Source organism: Sedimentitalea sp. XS_ASV28, assembly GCF_041224545.1.
GTDB lineage: Bacteria > Pseudomonadota > Alphaproteobacteria > Rhodobacterales > Rhodobacteraceae > Sedimentitalea.
This window is the reverse complement of sequence record NZ_JBGFGP010000051.1, coordinates 1-17,212: the sequence shown is the minus strand read 5'-3', so window position 1 is coordinate 17,212 and position 17,212 is coordinate 1. Positions and strand designations below refer to the sequence as shown.

Here is a 17,212-nt window from a genome sequence, read left to right as displayed (position 1 = left end):
AGCGATAATGGCCGCAGTTACATCTCCGGGGAGCTGGCCGACTGGATGGCCAGCCGGGACATGGATCACATTCGCGGTGCCCCGCGCCATCCGCAAACCCAGGGCAAGATCGAGCGCTGGCACCAGACCCCCAAGTACCGCGTCCCGCTCGAGAACTACTACCTGCCAGGCGCCTTGGAAGCGGCGATCGGCGACTTCATCGACCACTACAACCACTACCGCTACCACGAGAGCCTCGGCAACCTCACCCCTGCCGATGTCTATCTCGGCAGGGCCCGAAGCCATCCTGCGACGGCGAAAGGATATCAAAGCCAGAACCATCGAGAAGCGCCGCTTGTTGCACCGCCAGACAGCGGCATAGACTGAAACCCCAACGAGCCAGACCCTCCATTCGAGATCAGGCACTCGTGTTCCAAATCACCTGAAGACGGACAAGCCGCGCTCTGCGGCTGCGGCCAAAACATTCGCATGATCCTGCGCCACCTCAGGGAGCTCCTGTGCAGGTTGCTCTGGCTGCATGCCCTGCTCCGCCAGATCAACCTCGCCAAGATGGGGCCGTCGGGACTGTTCAGATCGCTGCGGCACCGGCCTGAAAACCTTGTTCAGGACGGACTAGATAGGATCGCCGCGCCTAGCGCAGGACGGCTAGTGCAAACATCGACTGCTGCGAGTACTGTTGATCTTTCGAGATGACTCCGAGATGTGAGTGCTCGGTTTATGACGGTTCGAGCATATTTAGGGACGAAAGGGTGGAGGAGATCCGGCGCATGCACCCTCTATTCCTTTCTATATGGTTGCATGAATGCGGCTGGTTGATTGGCTTTCCCGATCAGGCCTGACATGGCGATAATCGTCAGGAGATACGGCAAGGCCAGCAAGAGTTGCGGAGGTATGCCTGTTCCCATCAGTTGCAGCGTCAATTGCAGCGCATCCGCCGCACCGAATATCAACGCCGCGATCGCTGCGAACCAGGGATCCCAGCGCCCAAAAATGACGATGGCCAATGCGATGAAGCCTTGCCCGGCGATGATCGTGTCGCGGAACTGCCCGACATTGGCCAGAACCAGATAGGCTCCGGCAGCACCCGATGCCACGGTCGAAATCATCACCGCAATATACCGATAGCGGGCTACATCGATCCCGGCTGTATCCGCCGCCCGCGGGTTTTCACCCACGGCGCGCAGATTCAGACCGAACGCGGTTTTGTATAATGTATAGGCCGCGAAAAATACCATCAGGACGGTCAGATAGAGCGGCATGGTATGGGAGAACAGAACAGGCCCGAGAACAGGGATTTCGGACAGCCCCGGTACCGGTTTGGCGGTGAACATCGCTACGGTCTGGACCCCTGAAATCCCGGAAAGCGCTAACCGATAGACATAACTGGCAAGGCCAAGCGCGAAGATGTTGAAAATGATTCCGACGACCACATGGCTGGCCTGTACGGTGACATAGAGGAAACCGAGGAACAGCCCCGATCCCAACCCTGCGGCCATACCGGCCAGCATCCCGATCCATGGGTTACCGCCTGTCCATGTTGCAAGATAGGCGGCCAATGCACCAAGCAACATCACACCTTCAATCCCGATGTTTAAAACCCCAGACCGTTCGGCGAAAAGCTCTCCTAAGGCCGCCAGTAGCAGCGGTCCGGCCAATCGGATCGTGGCGGCAAGCCAACCTGTAAGGACGGTAGTCGTTGCGACATCAAGTTCCATGCCGGATATCCTTCAGGGTGCGGCCGCGCACAGGAAGACGCAGTCGGTAATAGCGGAAAAGATCACTGGTCAGGATGAACAACAGGATCATGCTCTGGATCATGAAGACGATGGAACCGGGCAATCCGATTTGCCGCTGCATCGCATCGGCACCCACAGTCATCCCGGCATAAAGCAGCGAAACAATCACAACGCCGAGCGGATGAAGCTTGCCGAGAAGGGCCGCAACGATGCCGATGAAACCCGTGCCCTCGGCCATTCCGTCCATGAGCCGGTGATGCACGCCCAGAACCTCCATCATGCCGGCCAGCGCAGCCAGCCCGCCGGCCAGGCAAGCGGCCATGAGTTGTCGGCGTCCGACTTCAATACCGCCGAATTTGGCAGCCTTCGGGTTCAATCCCGTGACGATCATTTCGAAGCCCAGACGTGAGCGCATCAGCACGATCCAGACAAGCGCGGCCGCAGCCAGGGCGATCAGGATCCCTGCATGGGCGCGATTTCCGTCGAACAGCAGTGGCAACCAATAGTCGCGCTCTAGACGCGTGGTCTGTGGTAACCCGCCGGGAGCCCGCAGCGGCCCGGAGACCAGATATTGCACCAGCAGGATCGCAACATAGTTCATCATCAGCGAGGTAATGACCTCATTGCCGTCGAACCGGCCCTTGAACAAGCCGATTATCCCTGCCCAGATCGCCCCTGCGAACAGTGCGGCTAAGGTTGCCAATGGCAGGAACAGAACAAAGGGGATCCCGGCCAATGCGCCACCCTCGCCGGCGCTTAGGGCAACTATAGTTGAAGCTGCGGCGCCGACCAGCAGACAGCCCTCGAAGCCCAGATATCCGAACCCGGTGCGCCAGGCGACCACCGTGCCCAATCCGACCAGGATCAACGGTGTTGCTTTGATCAGTGTGAACCCGAACCCCCGCCACGACAAAAACGCCTCGCTGAAGAGCGCCGCATAGGCCGAGAGCGGGTTTGCGCCATATGGCAGAAACAGCAATCCGCCGATGATTAGTGCTGCCAGGACCGACAATATTGTCGCAACTGCAATGGCGCGGGGGGAATCCGCCGGTTTCAACCGGCGCTCAAGCAGAGTCATGGCTCTCTCCGTTCTTCGAGGACGGGACCGAACCCGCCATCATGAGTCCGATCTGGCTGACATCTGCCCGTTCAGCGGGAACGATGCCCATGATCCGACCCTCGTAGATGACCGCGATCCGGTCGGCGAGATTGAGGATTTCCTGCAATTCCGCCGATATCAGAAGCACGGCTTTGCCTGCCGCCCGCTGTGCGAGAATTTCGCCCCAGACCGCCTCGATCGCGCCGACGTCAAGTCCACGCGTCGGCTGTTCGACAATCAGGGCGACCGGGTCGATCGCGATTGCTCGACCCATCTGCACCTTTTGCAGGTTGCCGCCTGACAGTTTGCCGGCGATGTACTCGGGGTCGTTGGGCCGCACTCCGAAACGCGTCATCAGGGATTGCGCGAATTCTCTGATGCGCCCGAAATCCAGCAAGCCGAACCGCCCCGTATAGGCACGTTGATCACCTAGTATCGCATTAAGCGTGATCGGCAGTTCCGCAACCGTGCCCACATGCCGCCGATCCGCCGGCACATAGGCCAGCCGTGCCGCAATATGTTCGGCGGGACTTGTCTGGGTGAGATCGCGACCCTCAAGCATGATGCGTCCGGCCTCTATGGGGCGCAGGTTCATTATTGCTTGAGCCAGTTCGGATTGACCATTGCCATCCACGCCGGCCAAGCCAACGATTTCGCCAGCATTTAGGGTCAGTGACAGATTATCGACGGCGGTATGACTAAGCTCGTCCCGAACAGTCAGGTTTTCGATTTCAAGAATCGGTTCACCTACATTCTGCGCATGCCGTACCGTGCCCAGTTCGACATCTCGTCCGACCATCAGACGCGCCAGTTCCGCCTCCGAACTGTCCCTAGTGGCGACGGATGCGACGACACGGCCATCGCGCATAATCGTCACCCGATCGGATATCTCCATAATTTCGTTTAATTTATGGGTCACGATGATAACGGCATGTCCTTCAGCGGCCAGTTTGCGCAGGATCCTGAAGAAAGCTTGCGTTTCCTGTGGAGTCAGCACTGCGGTCGGCTCGTCCAGGATTAGAAGCGTCGCCTTGCGATAGAGCAGTTTGAGGATTTCGACACGCTGCTGAACTCCGACCGACAGATGTTCGACGATGGCTTCCGGGTCGACCCGAAGTCCGTAGGAGTCCGAAAGTTCGGAGATCCGTGCCGAAGCGGTTGCGATATCCAGGCGCCCGCCATGTGTGCGGTCCTTCAGGCCGAGGATGATATTCTCCGCCACGGTAAAGCGGCGCACTAGCATGAATTCCTGATGGATCATCCCGATTCCGACGGCGATCGACGCCGCGGGTGTGACCAGATCGACGGGGCTGCCATCGACAAGAATTTCGCCGCCATCCCGGCTGTACAGCCCGTAGAGAATCTGCATCAGGGTACTCTTGCCTGCGCCATTTTCGCCAAGCAGGGCGTGGATTTCGCCCCGGTCCACGTCGAAATCCACATGGTCATTGGCCAGCACGCCGGGAAAGCGCTTGACGATTTTTCGTGCATTCAGGAATGGGAAGGTCATGGGGAGTCCAGTTTCGAGCATGTCGCAAGGCGCAGACGCCCTGCCAGACCGCATGCAGTCAAATCATTTCACCAAAGTCTCGACGTCAATGCTGCCATCTCCCAAGCCTCTCCAGACCGTCTGGAACTGGGTCCAGATCTCATCTGACACGATATCGGGATTGTGGTCACCCGCCGCGCCGGCATGGAGCGACCACATCTCGGTGACCGGCGGTTGCCATTCCGAGCCCCCCTCGAACGTGCCATCGACAACGGACTGTGCCACCACCTCGACCATCCAACCAAGATTCATCACGAAACTGGTGGCCATTGCTTCTGGCGCAACACCGGTCTGGTCGGAGTAGCAGCCCAAGACCGTCGCACCTTGGGCCACCGCGCCCTGGATCGCTCCCAATCCGGTGACATTCGCACCATGCCAAATCACATCTGCGCCCCGCGCGATCATTGCTGCTGACGCTTCGGAACCCTTGCTGGCGTTGTCGTATTCTCCCGTGACGATTCCCATCCCTGTAAGCCCCGGCCGCGTTGCCTCGGCACCGCCGATAAAGGTGGACATCATACGCTGCTGAGTCGGGTTGTCGCCACCGCCCACGAAGCCAACCGCCTTGCCTTTTTTGGACAATAGCGCGGCCAATACGCCGGCACCGTAGGCGGCGTCGAAATAGGCCATATCGATATAGCGGGTGTTGTCGGGAATGTCGCTTTCGGGTTTGAAGGTCGAGGCAAAGAATCTCTGATCCGGGTAGTCCGGCGCGATCTCGACAAAGGCGGAGCCGAATTCATAGCCATGCCCGATGATGAGGTCATAACCATCGTCGGCATAGCCCTGCACCACCTGCACGAGGTTGGCCTGGCTCACATTTTCGGCATAGCCAGTGTCGAATTCAGGCCGTTTGTCCAACTCGGCCAGCCCCTCATAGGCAAGTTGCGCCCACGCACCGTCAGTGATCGGTCCTGTCATGATCAATGCCACGCGCAGTGGCGTTTCGGCCTGCACTGCATATGGTGACAAAGCCAGTCCCGTCGAAAGGACTACCGAGGCGGATCCAAGCATCCAGTTTCGTCTGCTAAGCATTTTCTAACTCCATGTTGATTTTTTTTCATTTAAGGCGATCCCCATCTGCAGAGAGACGGGAACCGCCAGATATTTAACGCGAGGACAAATCGCGCTTTAGTTCTTTGAGAAACGGAATGTCCTCCAACTGGTCGGGCTGCACCATGTCCCAGGCGACGCCAGTTGGCTGAGGATAGGGCGAGCGGGTCTGAATGACTTCTTTCTCGGTGCAGATCCATTCGAGCGCGGAATCGTGCTCCATCATGACGATGTCATCGTCATCGACCACTTGCGAGGAATGGACCGTGGTGACGATCACCGCGTGATCCGGCACCTTGCCCAACTCACGGAAGATTCCAAGCTCCAGATCCGCAAAGCCGCCGCCTTTGCCGGTGCGTCCACCACTGCGGGTGACGCCGACACAGCCCACGACGATGACATCCATGGGGGCCATCTCCTGAAAGCTGACGGGCTGACCATATTCCACCGCGCCTTGTGATGTCGCGGCAAGCTCGAACTGAACGCCATCGGCTTCGAGCCGGGCGGGATCAAGCAGCACAAACGGGAATCCCTCGACCAGTTCGGGGACCGGCGTATACAAGAGCTTGCCGTCGTAAAGCGCCCGTAGTCGCACGGGGATCTGCGGCGGGTCAGGGTTGCATTTCACAACCTTTGCGGATGTCCAGAAATCCAGCTCCGACAACCGTTTGGCCGCCAAATCGGCCCCGACGAAATTCGGGATCCGGCTCCAGGTGGGGCCAACATTCTGGCCTTCATCCACAAGTATCTTCCAGATTTTGTCGCGGATCACGTCCTTGTCCGAGTTGCGTCCGGCCCACCGGCCTTGCTTGGACTGGTTTTCAACGCTCATGACGTTGAGCCTCCTCTTCTTTCACATCGGCCATCAGGGAAGACGCCCTGCCTGGCTTGTGTTCGGCAAGAAAAGGTTCGGTGGAAGTCAGCCATTAGTGAAGGCCGCAGTCATAAAGAAGTTTATATCGTTTTACTTATAATCCTAGTTCTGGCCGGATTTACCGACTGTCACCCATTGTGCGCCTGACTTGTTTGCGGTTGCAGATCCTGCCCGATACGAATCATCTGTGCTCGCAGCCAACGGTTCAAAGGTGATGCCTGTGCTCGTTCGTGCCACAGCAGATAAAATCGCATCTGTCCAAATTCTGGGGGTGCCGGAACAGATCGAATGGGCAAAAACCGCTGGTAATGACGTGCGAAGTTGGCGCTGCTGGTAAAGACCATGTCGGAAGACAACAACACGTAGGGTACGATGTTGAATTCCGGCACGATCACCAGGATGTTGCGGTAACGGCCAAGTTCGGCCAGTTTGCCGTCGATCGGCCCCGGCGCGAGCGGGGAAATGGGCATGGGCGCAACATGGTCCAATGTAATGTATTCGTCGAGCGTGACACCCTCGTGGAAGCTGGCCAACGCATGATCGGCGCCAAAAATACAAACCGTGTCATCGACCATCAGCCGGACGGTGCGCAGATTGCCCGGAGGGCCGGGCCAATTGGCGATCACGATGTCCAATTCGCCTTTCTCTAACGCGGCGACATAGTCATATCCCGGTACGATCGAACGCAGGTGAAGCCGGGCATTGGGAGCGGCGGCCCGAATTTCAGAGATCAGCCGCGGCAGGAAAAATGTCTCCATGCAATCCGCCGACGCGACGCGGAAGACAATATCATTCCGTTTTGGATCGAAGTCAGGCGCATCCGAAAAGGCAGTCCCTATTTTTTCTAGGGACTGGCGCAACGGCGCGACCATTTCCTCGGCCTTTTGGGTCGGCACCAGTTTGGATCCGCTCCGCACCAATAACGGATCGCCGGTCATGTCCCGCCACCGTCGGAGAACCTGACTAACGGCGGGCTGAGTAATTCCCAGAGCATTGGCAGCGAGCGTGACGCTGCCATAATCCAAAACCGCTAGAAATATCCGTATCTGACGGGTATCTATTTGCGGTTCATTTAGATATTCCGCTCTGCCGGGCTGGCCCCACTCGTCCACATCGATTCCTCCAATAAAGTCCGGTGACGATGTGACAGGCCCAATCAGGTGTCAACTTATGTACCGATTTCGGCTAGGCTCAGGAACTCTTCAAAGTACCATGGCGAAGCCGGTTTCAAAGCTGTCCACCTGCGGTCTGGTCGCGTCTCGAACTGCAGTCATTTCGTGATGCTGTGACGCGACAACCCTGTTCGCCGCCCGATCTCGACTATGCGGCCACCGCCGGTAAATTTCAGGATCGCGTTCACCGCCTGCAAACCGGCCAGGTTGGCGCCACTCTTGTCTATGACGATCCGGTCGGGAACGCCGTTCGAACCAATCGTACGCTTGAAAAAGCGCCGGGCGGCGGCCAAGTCCCGGCGCTCGGATAGCATGAAATCCAGAGTTTGTCCGTCGCGATCCACGGCCCGGTAAAGTTAGGTCCAGCGGCGGGATTGCCAACTTGTTTTCGCTTGATTGAGATGAGTGGGAACCTTGCCGGTCAAGCGGCCATTTCGGCCCGCCCACGGCGCCCAGCAGAACCGCGTCCGCCGCCTGCGCCTTGGCCATCATAGGCCGAGCCGCCCAACAGATCTTCGCTCACGTCGAATTGCAGGCCGCGCTTGTGTCGCCGAACCAATCGATGATCTTGCGCGCTTCGGCCATGGCTTCCGGGCCAATTTCGTCACCGGGCAGGATGAGGAGCGAGGGGTTGGGAATGAACGGTCTCCTGGAAAATTCTGCGCTACGACGGGATCAGCGACGCGCCGCGAGATCAAATGCAAACACGTCTTCGGCCAGAGCCGCGGCATCCATCAGGAAGTCCTCCTGGTACCAGGCCACAGTCATGTGGAATCCCACGGGCAAACCGCTGGTGTCCCAGCCGCAGGGGATCGAGATTGAAGGATGTCCGGTCATGTTGGTCGCAAATGTGTAGGGGTACCAGGTCGCCCGCACCCTACCCGCGGGAACGCCGTTGATGGCTACCGGTCCATGCGGATCCTGGCTGTGGGGCAGTGGCGGCGCTGAGAGAGTTGGCGAAGCGATCACATCGAAACGCGCCAGCACTTCCTGCACTTGCTGGAAGGCGCGGGTGCGCGCCGCCCCGGCGGCGGCGAGATCCAGTGCGCTGTGCTTGCGTCCGTTTTCCACATGGATCACCAAAGTTGGATCGAGATCATCCCGTCGGCTCTCAAGCGCCGCGCCAACGCGCCCGGCCAACAGGGCCTCGAGCACCACCATGAAGTGCGGCTCTAGAGCCGCAAAATCCAGCGTGATCTCCTCAATCTCGGCTCCCTCCCCTGCGAACCGGTCGACAGCCTCAGTGGTGAGGGCGGCGATTTCGTGATCCACCGGGTTGCCGGCCTGGGGCAACCACGCGATCCGCAAGCCTTTCAGCGAATCGCAGCGGCGCGGTGTGGGCATCTGCGCCTGTCCAAACGGGTCACGTCGATCGAAACCCCGGATCACATCAAAGAACAGCCGGGTGTCCGCCACATTGCGCGCCATTGGCGCGACATGAACATTGCTGGAGAACAAATCGCCTGCCTGCAGGTTCGGCACAGTACCCAACGTCGGTTTCAGCCCGACCGTGCCACAGCAGGCAGAGGGTATTCGAACCGAGCCACCGCCGTCGGTACCAAGCGCAATCGGCCCCATGCCAGCTGCCAGCGCCACCGCGGCGCCGCCGCTGGAGCCGCCCGGTGTTACGTCCGGTGAATGCGGGTTCATCGTACGTCCGAACAGTGGCGCCGAGGTGTGAATCTTGTGGCCGAATTCGGGGGTCGTAGTCTTGCCAAATAGGATCGCTCCGAAGGCGCGCGCACGCGCCACGGCGACCGCGTCTTCCTCAGGCACGAAATCCGCCGAGATTCTCGAACCCATTGTGGTTGTCACCCCACGGGTGAAGGTCAAATCCTTCACCGAATAGGGTAAACCGTGCAACGGAGGCAGGTCACCGCCCGTTTGTTGCAACGCCTCCGCCGCGCGCGCGCCCTCCATCGCCGCCTCGGGCTGCAAGCTCACAAAGGCGTTCAAATCGCGCCGCGCTTCTGTGCGCGCCAGCACCGCTTCCATGACCTCGACCGGAGAATACTCGTTCCGGCGATAACCGCGGCAAAGTTCGACCGCGTCCAGATCTGCGAGATCCGTCATCTGTCCCTTCTCCTTCAAATCATCCAGCGACCGCCGTCAATCAGCAGCGTCTGGCCGGTAATGAAACGAGCCCCGTCCGAGGCCAAAAACCCAACCGTGGCCGCCACATCTTCCGGCGCACCGATAAATCCCGTGGGCGTTGCCGCCTTGATCCGCTCCAGCACCTCCGGCGCGAGACGATCATGGGCGCGCGTGCGGATCGCGCCGGGCGCCACCGCGTTGACCGTCACGCCGTGCGGCGCCAGTTCCCGTGCCAAGGCGCGGGTGAAGCCAACAACACCCATCTTTGCGGCTGCATAATCGGCAAGCCCCGCATCACCAAAAAACGCGGCGTCGCTCGACATATTGATTATCCGGCCCCAGCCGCGCGCCTGCATCCCCTGCACCACGGCCCGTGACATGCGCATGGCCGAAACCAGCGAAATCTCCAGCACAAACTGCCAGGTTGCCTCTTCAGACCCGGCAAAAAGTGAGCCCCTTTCCCTGGCACTTTGGCCAAGGTTGTTGAACACGATATCCACGGGACCCAAGGCTGCTTCAGCCTGACGGAGTGCTGCAGTCATAGCCGCCGGGTCGGTGCCGTCGGCTTCGATGCCAAGAATACCCTTGGGCAGTTCTCCGAGCGCCGTGGCGTCGATGTCGGTCACCGCGACCTGACAACCCTGGTGCGCCAGGCGCGCTGCTGCTGCAGCGCCGATACCACCCGCACCTCCGGTGATCAAAGCAACCCGCGTACTCAATGGAAACTCCGGCCACCATCAACGGCCAGCGTGGTGCCGGTTACATAGCTAGAATCCGGTCCGGTCAGATATAGTATCGCACCCGCGATCTCAGACGGTGCCGCCACCCGGTTCATCGCATAGCGCGCCTTGATCGAGGAGAACCGTTCTTCAGCGTTCTGATAGTCCTCGTAAGAGCTGCGGAACAACGGCGTGTCAACCGCGCCGGGGCAGACCGTATTGACACGTATGTGCTCGGGGCCGAGTTCCATCGCCAGACATTTGCCGAACATGTTCATTCCCGCTTTGCTGGCGCAATAGGCCGTGCGGTGACTGAGCGGCGACAGGCCCGCGGCGGATGAGACGTTGACGATGGTGCCCGAACCGGCCGCACGCAGATGCGCCACTGCCGCCTGCGCAAGAAACATTGCGCCCGACAGGTTCACCGCTATGACACGATTCCAATCCTGCGCCGTCATTTCCGACACCGGAGATTCCAGATCGATTCCGGCGCAATTCACCAGGCCGTCCAGCCCGCCGAGCGCAGCGGCTGCGCCTTCGGCGGCGACCCTGCAGGAAGCGGGGTCCGAGATGTCGCCGCTGAACACCGCCACATCGTCTCCATGAGAAGTCTCGGCCAGATCGAAGGCGGCGAGTCGGGCGCCCTCGGCGGCAAAGCGAACCAGCGTCTCGCGACCAATACCACTGGCGGCACCAGCGATCAGGATGCGGCGCCCTTCCAGCAGCCTGCTCATGTCTTTGTCCCCTCGGCAACGGCGGCCTTCTTCAGCACAGTGCGGATTTCGTCGGCCATCTCATCACTTCGCCCGATCCAGACGTTCGAATGCGTGCGTACATAGGCGAGGAACTGGTCGAGCACCCAAAGCCGCGAGGGCTGCCCGATGATCTGCGGATGCATACCGATCATCATCATCCGATCCTCGGCCCGCAACATGTCGAATTCAAGCTTCCAGGCTTCCAGCAGGGCCGAAGGGGCTTGCATCGTTCGCCCAGGCAGCGTGATCGAATAATGGAAGAAGGGTGCATCATCCAGCACCCATCGGAAGGGCAACTCCACAATGTTCGTGCGCTCGCCGCCTATGTCGAGCAGGTAGGGCTCGTCGTCATCGAAGAAATTTGAAGAATAGTCGAACCCGTACTTCCGGATCAGACCTAACGTGTGTTCACTGAATTCGGCGGCGGGCGAACGCCAGCCGCGAGGCCGGTATCCTGCCACTTTATGGATCGCCTCGATCCCCAGTTCCATCTCCTGACGCTCCTGTTCCAGCGTAAGCTGGGTGATCCAGGTGTGTGTATGCGAATGATGTGCGAGCTCATGCCCGTCCTTCAGGATCGCCTCCATGATCTGCGGATGCGCCTCGACCACAAGCCCAGGCACAAAAAAGGTGCAGGTGATCTCGTACTTCCGCAGCAAATCCAGCACCCGCCAGACGCCCCGGCGCCATCCGTAACGGCCTTGCGACATCACGATGGGGCGGTCCGCGTTGGCCTTGTCCCGCGCGGTCCACAAGGTTTCCGCGTCAAAGTCGAAAGTAAGGAAAAGCGGGAAGCCTTTCGAAGTGAAGGACATTATCGTTACTCCCGTCAGACAAAGCGTGAGAAGCCGACCCAACGCTCTGCTATGACCAAAGCGGCCCCGGTGAGCAGGATCAGGATTGTGGAAATGGCAGCTAAACCCGGATCGACACCACCCTGGTCGATGGCGGTGAAAATTTTGACCGGCAGGGTGCTCTGACCCGGCCCAAGCAGGAAGATTGTCACCGGCACGTTGTCAAGAGAGGTGATGAAGGAGAAAAATCCTCCAGCGATCAGCCCGGGTTTTAGCAAGGGCAAGGTTACCAGTCGAAAGGCGGTAAAGCCTCCTGCGCCCAGCGTACCCGCAGCCTCCTCGAGATCCACGCCGACGCCCGCAAGGCTCGACAGGCAGGCCCGCACCACGTAAGGCGAGGTCAGCACCACATGGCTTGCAACCAGGGCGAAGAAGTTCCCACGCCAGCCGAGATGGGCATAGAATTGCAGCAACGCGACGCCGATCACCACAGCTGGAAACACCAGCGGCGCCATCAGGAACGATGCAATCGCGTCCGAGCCCGGCAGCAGGTGACGGTTGATCGCATAGGCCGCGGCAGTCCCAAGCACCATCGAACTGAGCGTTGCCAGAAAAGCGAGCCCCAGGCTGAAACTGATTGCCGCGAGCCAGTCCGGATCGGTCAGAACTTCCCCAAACCAGCGCATCGTGAAACCTTGCGGCGGGAAGGTCAGATAGGAGGTTTCGGTGAAGGAACTGAGGGCGACCACGATCACCGGCAATTGGAGGAACAGCAGCACGGCGGCGGCGGTGACAGTCAGAAAGATCGAAGGACGCGCGCTCATGCCAACCCCCCGGACCATTTGCGAGCCATGCGCCCGGCCCCCCAGATAATCAGCAATGTGATCGCCGTAAGGATGAAGGCAAAGGAAGTGCCCGAGGGCCAATCCAGTTTCTGCATGAACTCGTCGTAGATCAGGGTTGCCATCACCTTGTAGGCGGGGCCCCCCAGTAGCCGCGGAGTGACCAGCGCGCTGATCGTCAATACGAAAACCAGGATCGAACCGGCAAGGATCCCCGGCGCGGTGAGCGGTAATGTGATGGTGAAGAAGATCCGCAGCCGTCCAGCTGCCAGTGTTGCCGCGGCATGTTCAACGTCGCGCGGAACATTCTGAATTGCGGTCAGCAACATCAGAACCATGAACGGCAGGTAGATGTGGGTAAGGCCGATCACCAGGCCGGTCATGTTAAATAGCATCTTGATAGGCCCATCAATCAGACCGATGTCCATCAGGAAGTTGTTTACGACACCGCGGTTTGCGAGAAGCGTGATCCAGCCAAAGGATCGCACCACCAGATTCAGAAACAACGGGAAGATGACCAGGAGCGTCGCTGCCGCCCGCCAGGCAGGCGTGGTTCTTGCCATGAAATACGCCAGCGGATAACCGAACACGAAGCAGAGAAAGGTAACCAATGTTCCCATCCACAGAGTGCGTCCGATGATCTCCAGGTAATACTCATCGGTCAGCAGACGGCTGTAGTTTTTCAACGTCCACGCGTCCGAGGTTCCGGTACCGGGTATATATTCGTGCAGGCTCTCCGGCAGCATCAGCAGCACGGGTGCGAGGAAAAGTCCAAGCAACACCAGTAGAAGTGGCGAGGCGAGCCCTATGCCTTTGAACTGTCTGGTCATACGCTTGCTCCGACCTCGAGTGGCGCAACAAAGGCGCGTTCCATGTCAATCTTCAAGGCGATCTCCTGTCCGGGTTCGAAGCCGCTGGAGGGCCCTCCGGCATCGACCTCGGCAACGATTTCCAAGCCAGGTGCAAGATCGGCCACGTACTGGACGCGGGAACCGATGAATGAGCGAAGACGCACCCGCCCCTGCAGCGCACCATCCGCGCCGGCCGGCAGAACACCTACATCCTCATGTCGTATTACCGCCTCAACTTTTGCACCCCGGGCCACAGTTCCCTTTCGTGCTGGAAGCGTTACTCCGCCGCCAATGGCGATGGCCCCGTCCTGCAGCGTGCCCGCGTAGCGGTTTGAGCGACCGATGAAGGTGGCAACGAAAGCGTTGGCGGGTTCTCGGTAGATCGCTTCGGGGCTCGAAAACTGCTGTATCCGACCCTGGGCCAGGATGCAGATGCGATCGGAGATCGACATTGCCTCTGATTGGTCATGGGTGACAAAGACGCTGGTGATGCCCAATTCCTTTTGTAACTGCTTCAGTTCTATCTGCATTCGGTCCCGCAGTTGCGCGTCGAGGTTGGAGAGCGGTTCGTCGAACAACAGGAGGCGAGGTCGTGGTGCAATGGCCCGCGCCAAGGCAACACGCTGTTGCTGACCGCCCGACAACTGGCGCGGGAAGCGGTCCACCAGATGCGCCAACTGAACCATACCCAGCGCCTCAGTCACTCGGTCCGACAGGCTGGTTCCCTTCGCACCGCGGCGACGCAGGCCAAAGGCAACATTCTCGAACACGGTCATGTGGGGGAATAATGCGTAGGATTGGAACACCAGTCCGATATCGCGCTTGGCCACCGGTGTGCGGGTAATGTCTTCCCCCGCTACGCGTATGCCGCCGCCGCTGGGTTCCAAAAGGCCTGCTACCATTCGAAGGATCGTGGTCTTGCCGCAGCCGGAAGGCCCCAACAGAGACACCAGCTCACCCTCTTCAATTGCAAGCGAGACACCGTCCACGACGTCCACCTGCCCGTAGCTCTTCTTAAGCTGTTCCAGCTCCAGCCTGGCCATGGCGCATTCCTGTCTAAGAGTTGCGACGGCGCGGTGCCCGGAGAAGGCGCTGCGCCATCGGATAGTGCCTTCCGTTAGCGCGCGACTTCGCGCTGCCAGCGATCGATCCAGCCTGGCAATTTGGCGGATGTCACGGCCGGGTCAAGGAACCACAGGGATTCCAGCGTGGCACCGTTCGGCACGATTGCCGCCGCTTTCTCGGAGAGCTCGGCTTTCAGGTTGATCGGACCTGCATACTTTTGTTCAGCAAAGCATTCCTGGACCTCCTTCGACAGCACGGTGTCGACGAAGGCGGCGGCCAGGTCTTTTTGGCTGCTGCCCTCAGGGATCAGAAGTGTCGGACGGATGCCGACAGCCCCTTCCTCAGGGTAAGCGATGGCAATCGGAAGACCTTCGTCTGCGGCCGATCCGGCGCGGTCTGGATACCAGGGCGCCATGGCAACCTCGCCGCGGGCGAATAGCGCCAGCAACTGGTCGGCTTGCGTGTATTGTACAACCGCGTCCTGCGCGAGAGGTTTGATCGCTTCAATGCCCGGCGTCACATCTTCGAGCGAGCCGCCCTCCATCTTGTTGACCGCAAGGAGGAACTGCCACCCTGCCGTGCCGGTGACATCACCAATTGCCACTTGGCCCTTGTATTTTTCATCAAACAAATCGCGCCAGCTGGTAGGCGGCGTCTCGACCATCTCGGGATTGTAGGCGATCGCAGTTGCACCGGTCATGAAAACGACAAAGGCATCATCGGGGCCGAAAGCGCGCGGATCAAGTTCGTCGGCACTCTCCAGCGCGGCCCTATCCATCGGATGCAACAGGTTTTCGGCCTTGAGCTGCATTGCCGCGGAATCGTCAATGTATACCACGTCATAGTCCGAACTGGCCCCCATCGCGCGGACAGACGCCGCGTGCTGAACCGAATTCCCGAGAACGGTTTCAACAGTGGCTCCTGTGGCGCTTTCGAAGGCCGGAATATGGCAGGTTTCAACCGCATCCAGGAATGATCCGCCGAAAGTGGCGATCGTCAGTCTTTCCTGCGCCGCCACGGGCGACGTCGACATTAAAACCCCCGTTGCCGCAGCATAAGCAGCGGAGAGGACCCGCTCTTTGCCATTAAGATTCATTTTGACCTCCCTATTGGTAACTGTGTTGGATTTACGATGCAGTCCAAAAACGGTTGCTGTCAAGAAAGTTTTTTTGAAACCTTTCATGAAAGCTTTCTAAATGTACTTGTCAATCGCCCGAAGAACCGGGAACATGTGGGAAACATTGAAAGGACTCCAATGCAGCAGCTTCGCCAAAAACGCTTTGTTACCGGGCCGACACCGGAAGATCGCGTACGCAATGGACTGGACTTATGGCGTCGGGAAGTCCCGAATCTCGATATTTCCGGAAAGGAGATTTGCGGTCGCCTGGTGGCCCTGAACGGTGCGCTGATAAACAGCCTGAATACGGCGCTGGCACCTTATGGGCTAAAATACCCGGAATACGGAGTGTTGGCGACGCTTCGCGCATCGGGCCCACCCTACCAGATGAGCCCCAAGCAACTGCTCGAAACAATATTCTTCACCTCTGGTGGTATGTCTAACTTGTTGACGCGGCTGGATCGCAAAGCGCTGATTTCGCGCAGCAGCGACGAAGACGACAGACGCGTCACATTGGTGCGTCTTACTGACAAGGGCATTGCTCTTGCGGACGAGACAATGGCAATTCAATCGCAGCTGGAAGCCAATTTCTGCAGCGCGCTTTCCGATCAAGAAAAAGACATACTTGTTTCCGGCTTGTCGCGTCTACTGGACGGGCAAACGTAAGTTGACGCTTCTTTCCGCAGGCTACCGATCGGAAGCCATTTTGGTCTGTCAGGTGGCGTTACTACAAATGCAGCTACCCACGGCCAACTTGTTTGGGGCCGTTTGCGAGTGACCTGTTTTTTGGCCATTAAAGCGTCCGGCCGAAAACCTGAATCATTGGGATTTCTTTGAGCCTTGATCTGTGATTCATCCTGTTTGGGAGGATGGATCATGTCATCACCTTTGCCAGATGCGCTGCGGGCGCGATTTCAGAAATTGGTTGAAGAAGGGTTAAGCGGGCGCGCGGCGGCGTTGCGTTTGAAGCTTTCACCCTCGACGGGGGCACGTTGGGGGCTTGCGATCCGCCGCACCGGGCAGGCCAGGGACGCCCGCGCGGCAAAGGCAAGCTTGATCCGCAACGCGCTTTCCTGATCAAACTGATTGATCAGGACGGCTTTTGTCCAGCCCGACCATGCCATGGCCAAGGCCCAGTGGCAGTTGGTGGCGGATCAGATGCGTCCCAAGCTGCCGAAATTGGCCACGCTCATGGACACGGCAGAGGAGGACGTTCTGGCCTACATGACCTTCCCCGCCCGGCACCGCGCGACGTTGCACAGCACGAATCCGATCGAGCGTCTGAACGGCGAAATCAGGCGGCGGACGCGGTTCTGCTGGGCGCCGTGGGCGGGCCGAAATACGACGATCTGGGGGATTGCCAACTTGTTTTCGCTTGATTGAGATGAGTGGGAACCTTGCCGGTCAAGCGGCCATTTCGGCTGCATAGTCTTCCCAGAGGCCGAAGGCGGCGGCTCTGGCGTGGCGGTATGAGATTGCGGCAAGGCGGTAG

General features: G+C 59.2%; 16 protein-coding genes and 4 pseudogenes. 3 read left to right on the top strand and 17 right to left on the bottom strand.

The genetic code is table 11. The annotated features are described in order from the left end of the window. A pseudogene (locus AB9K34_RS01705) lies at positions 1 to 361 on the top strand (integrase core domain-containing protein); the annotation flags it as partial. Between the two features lie 415 nt (positions 362 to 776). Here AB9K34_RS01705 and AB9K34_RS01700 read toward each other — a convergent pair. From AB9K34_RS01700 to AB9K34_RS01625, 16 genes and pseudogenes are all read right to left on the bottom strand, one after another. Continuing rightward, entirely contained in the window at positions 777 to 1,715 is a 939-nt protein-coding gene (locus AB9K34_RS01700) for an ABC transporter permease (protein ID WP_369952725.1), read from the bottom strand. Continuing rightward, a complete protein-coding gene (locus AB9K34_RS01695) occupies positions 1,705 to 2,814 on the bottom strand; it encodes an ABC transporter permease (RefSeq protein ID WP_369952724.1) in 1,110 nt (369 codons plus the stop codon). The genes AB9K34_RS01700 and AB9K34_RS01695 overlap by 11 nt, the downstream gene beginning before the upstream one ends. Then, positions 2,801 to 4,345 (bottom strand): ABC transporter ATP-binding protein, encoded by a 1,545-nt coding sequence (locus tag AB9K34_RS01690; RefSeq protein ID WP_369952723.1) that lies wholly within the window; start codon positions 4,343 to 4,345, stop codon positions 2,801 to 2,803. The genes AB9K34_RS01695 and AB9K34_RS01690 overlap by 14 nt, the downstream gene beginning before the upstream one ends. A gap of 63 nt (positions 4,346 to 4,408) precedes the next feature. Then, a complete protein-coding gene (locus AB9K34_RS01685; protein ID WP_369952722.1) occupies positions 4,409 to 5,356 on the bottom strand; it encodes a BMP family protein in 948 nt (315 codons plus the stop codon). 136 nt (positions 5,357 to 5,492) lie between these two features. Next, positions 5,493 to 6,269 carry a 5-formyltetrahydrofolate cyclo-ligase gene (locus tag AB9K34_RS01680; RefSeq protein WP_369952721.1) on the bottom strand — a complete coding sequence of 259 codons (777 nt, stop codon included), beginning with the start codon at positions 6,267 to 6,269 and terminating at the stop codon, positions 5,493 to 5,495. A gap of 170 nt (positions 6,270 to 6,439) precedes the next feature. Then, positions 6,440 to 7,423 carry a LysR family transcriptional regulator gene (locus AB9K34_RS01675; protein WP_369952720.1) on the bottom strand — a complete coding sequence of 328 codons (984 nt, stop codon included), beginning with the start codon at positions 7,421 to 7,423 and terminating at the stop codon, positions 6,440 to 6,442. 200 nt (positions 7,424 to 7,623) lie between these two features. Then, a pseudogene (locus tag AB9K34_RS01670) lies at positions 7,624 to 7,839 on the bottom strand (DDE-type integrase/transposase/recombinase); the annotation flags it as partial. 73 nt (positions 7,840 to 7,912) lie between these two features. Further along, a pseudogene (locus AB9K34_RS01665) lies at positions 7,913 to 8,122 on the bottom strand (isocitrate/isopropylmalate family dehydrogenase); the annotation flags it as partial. A 36-nt stretch (positions 8,123 to 8,158) separates the two neighbouring features. Continuing rightward, positions 8,159 to 9,556, bottom strand: a complete 1,398-nt coding sequence (locus AB9K34_RS01660; protein ID WP_369952719.1) for an amidase — start codon at positions 9,554 to 9,556, stop codon at positions 8,159 to 8,161. 14 nt (positions 9,557 to 9,570) lie between these two features. Continuing rightward, complete coding sequence (locus AB9K34_RS01655) at positions 9,571 to 10,278, bottom strand: SDR family NAD(P)-dependent oxidoreductase (protein WP_369952718.1); 708 nt, start codon at positions 10,276 to 10,278, stop codon at positions 9,571 to 9,573. A 14-nt stretch (positions 10,279 to 10,292) separates the two neighbouring features. After that, positions 10,293 to 11,030, bottom strand: coding sequence for an SDR family NAD(P)-dependent oxidoreductase (locus AB9K34_RS01650; RefSeq protein ID WP_369952717.1), 738 nt, complete (start codon positions 11,028 to 11,030; stop codon positions 10,293 to 10,295). Further along, entirely contained in the window at positions 11,027 to 11,866 is an 840-nt protein-coding gene (locus tag AB9K34_RS01645) for a polysaccharide deacetylase (protein ID WP_369952716.1), read from the bottom strand. The genes AB9K34_RS01650 and AB9K34_RS01645 overlap by 4 nt, the downstream gene beginning before the upstream one ends. A 14-nt stretch (positions 11,867 to 11,880) precedes the next feature. Further along, complete coding sequence (locus AB9K34_RS01640; protein WP_369952715.1) at positions 11,881 to 12,771, bottom strand: ABC transporter permease; 891 nt, start codon at positions 12,769 to 12,771, stop codon at positions 11,881 to 11,883. After that, positions 12,666 to 13,517, bottom strand: a complete 852-nt coding sequence (locus AB9K34_RS01635) for an ABC transporter permease (protein WP_369952714.1) — start codon at positions 13,515 to 13,517, stop codon at positions 12,666 to 12,668. Before AB9K34_RS01635 ends, AB9K34_RS01640 begins: the two co-directional genes overlap by 106 nt. Continuing rightward, positions 13,514 to 14,581: an ABC transporter ATP-binding protein gene (locus AB9K34_RS01630; protein WP_369952713.1), complete on the bottom strand. Its 1,068-nt coding sequence runs from the start codon at positions 14,579 to 14,581 to the stop codon at positions 13,514 to 13,516. Before AB9K34_RS01630 ends, AB9K34_RS01635 begins: the two co-directional genes overlap by 4 nt. A 74-nt stretch (positions 14,582 to 14,655) precedes the next feature. Next, positions 14,656 to 15,699, bottom strand: coding sequence for an ABC transporter substrate-binding protein (locus AB9K34_RS01625; protein ID WP_369952712.1), 1,044 nt, complete (start codon positions 15,697 to 15,699; stop codon positions 14,656 to 14,658). 36 nt (positions 15,700 to 15,735) lie between these two features. On the opposite strand from AB9K34_RS01625, the gene AB9K34_RS01620 reads away from it, so the two are divergent. Then, positions 15,736 to 16,386, top strand: coding sequence for a MarR family winged helix-turn-helix transcriptional regulator (locus AB9K34_RS01620; RefSeq protein ID WP_369952711.1), 651 nt, complete (start codon positions 15,736 to 15,738; stop codon positions 16,384 to 16,386). A gap of 248 nt (positions 16,387 to 16,634) precedes the next feature. Here AB9K34_RS01620 and AB9K34_RS01615 read toward each other — a convergent pair whose 3' ends face one another. Continuing rightward, complete coding sequence (locus tag AB9K34_RS01615) at positions 16,635 to 16,844, bottom strand: hypothetical protein (protein ID WP_369952726.1); 210 nt, start codon at positions 16,842 to 16,844, stop codon at positions 16,635 to 16,637. Here AB9K34_RS01615 and AB9K34_RS01610 point away from each other — a divergent pair. Next, a pseudogene (locus tag AB9K34_RS01610) lies at positions 16,810 to 17,028 on the top strand (transposase); the annotation flags it as partial. The gene AB9K34_RS01615 and the pseudogene AB9K34_RS01610 sit on opposite strands and share 35 nt — an antisense overlap. Positions 17,029 to 17,212: the final 184 nt, after the last annotated feature.

Excerpts from the sequence above, each read along its gene's own strand:
- AB9K34_RS01660 (WP_369952719.1), bottom strand. The coding sequence starts at position 9,556 with ATGACGGATCTCGCAGATCTGGACGCGGTCGAACTTTGCCGCGGTTAT.
- AB9K34_RS01690 (WP_369952723.1), bottom strand. The coding sequence starts at position 4,345 with ATGACCTTCCCATTCCTGAATGCACGAAAAATCGTCAAGCGCTTTCCC.
- AB9K34_RS01630 (WP_369952713.1), bottom strand. The coding sequence starts at position 14,581 with ATGGCCAGGCTGGAGCTGGAACAGCTTAAGAAGAGCTACGGGCAGGTG.
- AB9K34_RS01680 (WP_369952721.1), bottom strand. The coding sequence starts at position 6,269 with ATGAGCGTTGAAAACCAGTCCAAGCAAGGCCGGTGGGCCGGACGCAAC.
- AB9K34_RS01620 (WP_369952711.1), top strand. The coding sequence starts at position 15,736 with ATGCAGTCCAAAAACGGTTGCTGTCAAGAAAGTTTTTTTGAAACCTTT.
- AB9K34_RS01695 (WP_369952724.1), bottom strand. The coding sequence starts at position 2,814 with ATGACTCTGCTTGAGCGCCGGTTGAAACCGGCGGATTCCCCCCGCGCC.
- AB9K34_RS01625 (WP_369952712.1), bottom strand. The coding sequence starts at position 15,699 with ATGAATCTTAATGGCAAAGAGCGGGTCCTCTCCGCTGCTTATGCTGCG.
- AB9K34_RS01650 (WP_369952717.1), bottom strand. The coding sequence starts at position 11,030 with ATGAGCAGGCTGCTGGAAGGGCGCCGCATCCTGATCGCTGGTGCCGCC.
- AB9K34_RS01635 (WP_369952714.1), bottom strand. The coding sequence starts at position 13,517 with ATGACCAGACAGTTCAAAGGCATAGGGCTCGCCTCGCCACTTCTACTG.
- AB9K34_RS01700 (WP_369952725.1), bottom strand. The coding sequence starts at position 1,715 with ATGGAACTTGATGTCGCAACGACTACCGTCCTTACAGGTTGGCTTGCC.
- AB9K34_RS01645 (WP_369952716.1), bottom strand. The coding sequence starts at position 11,866 with ATGTCCTTCACTTCGAAAGGCTTCCCGCTTTTCCTTACTTTCGACTTT.
- AB9K34_RS01615 (WP_369952726.1), bottom strand. The coding sequence starts at position 16,844 with ATGGCATGGTCGGGCTGGACAAAAGCCGTCCTGATCAATCAGTTTGAT.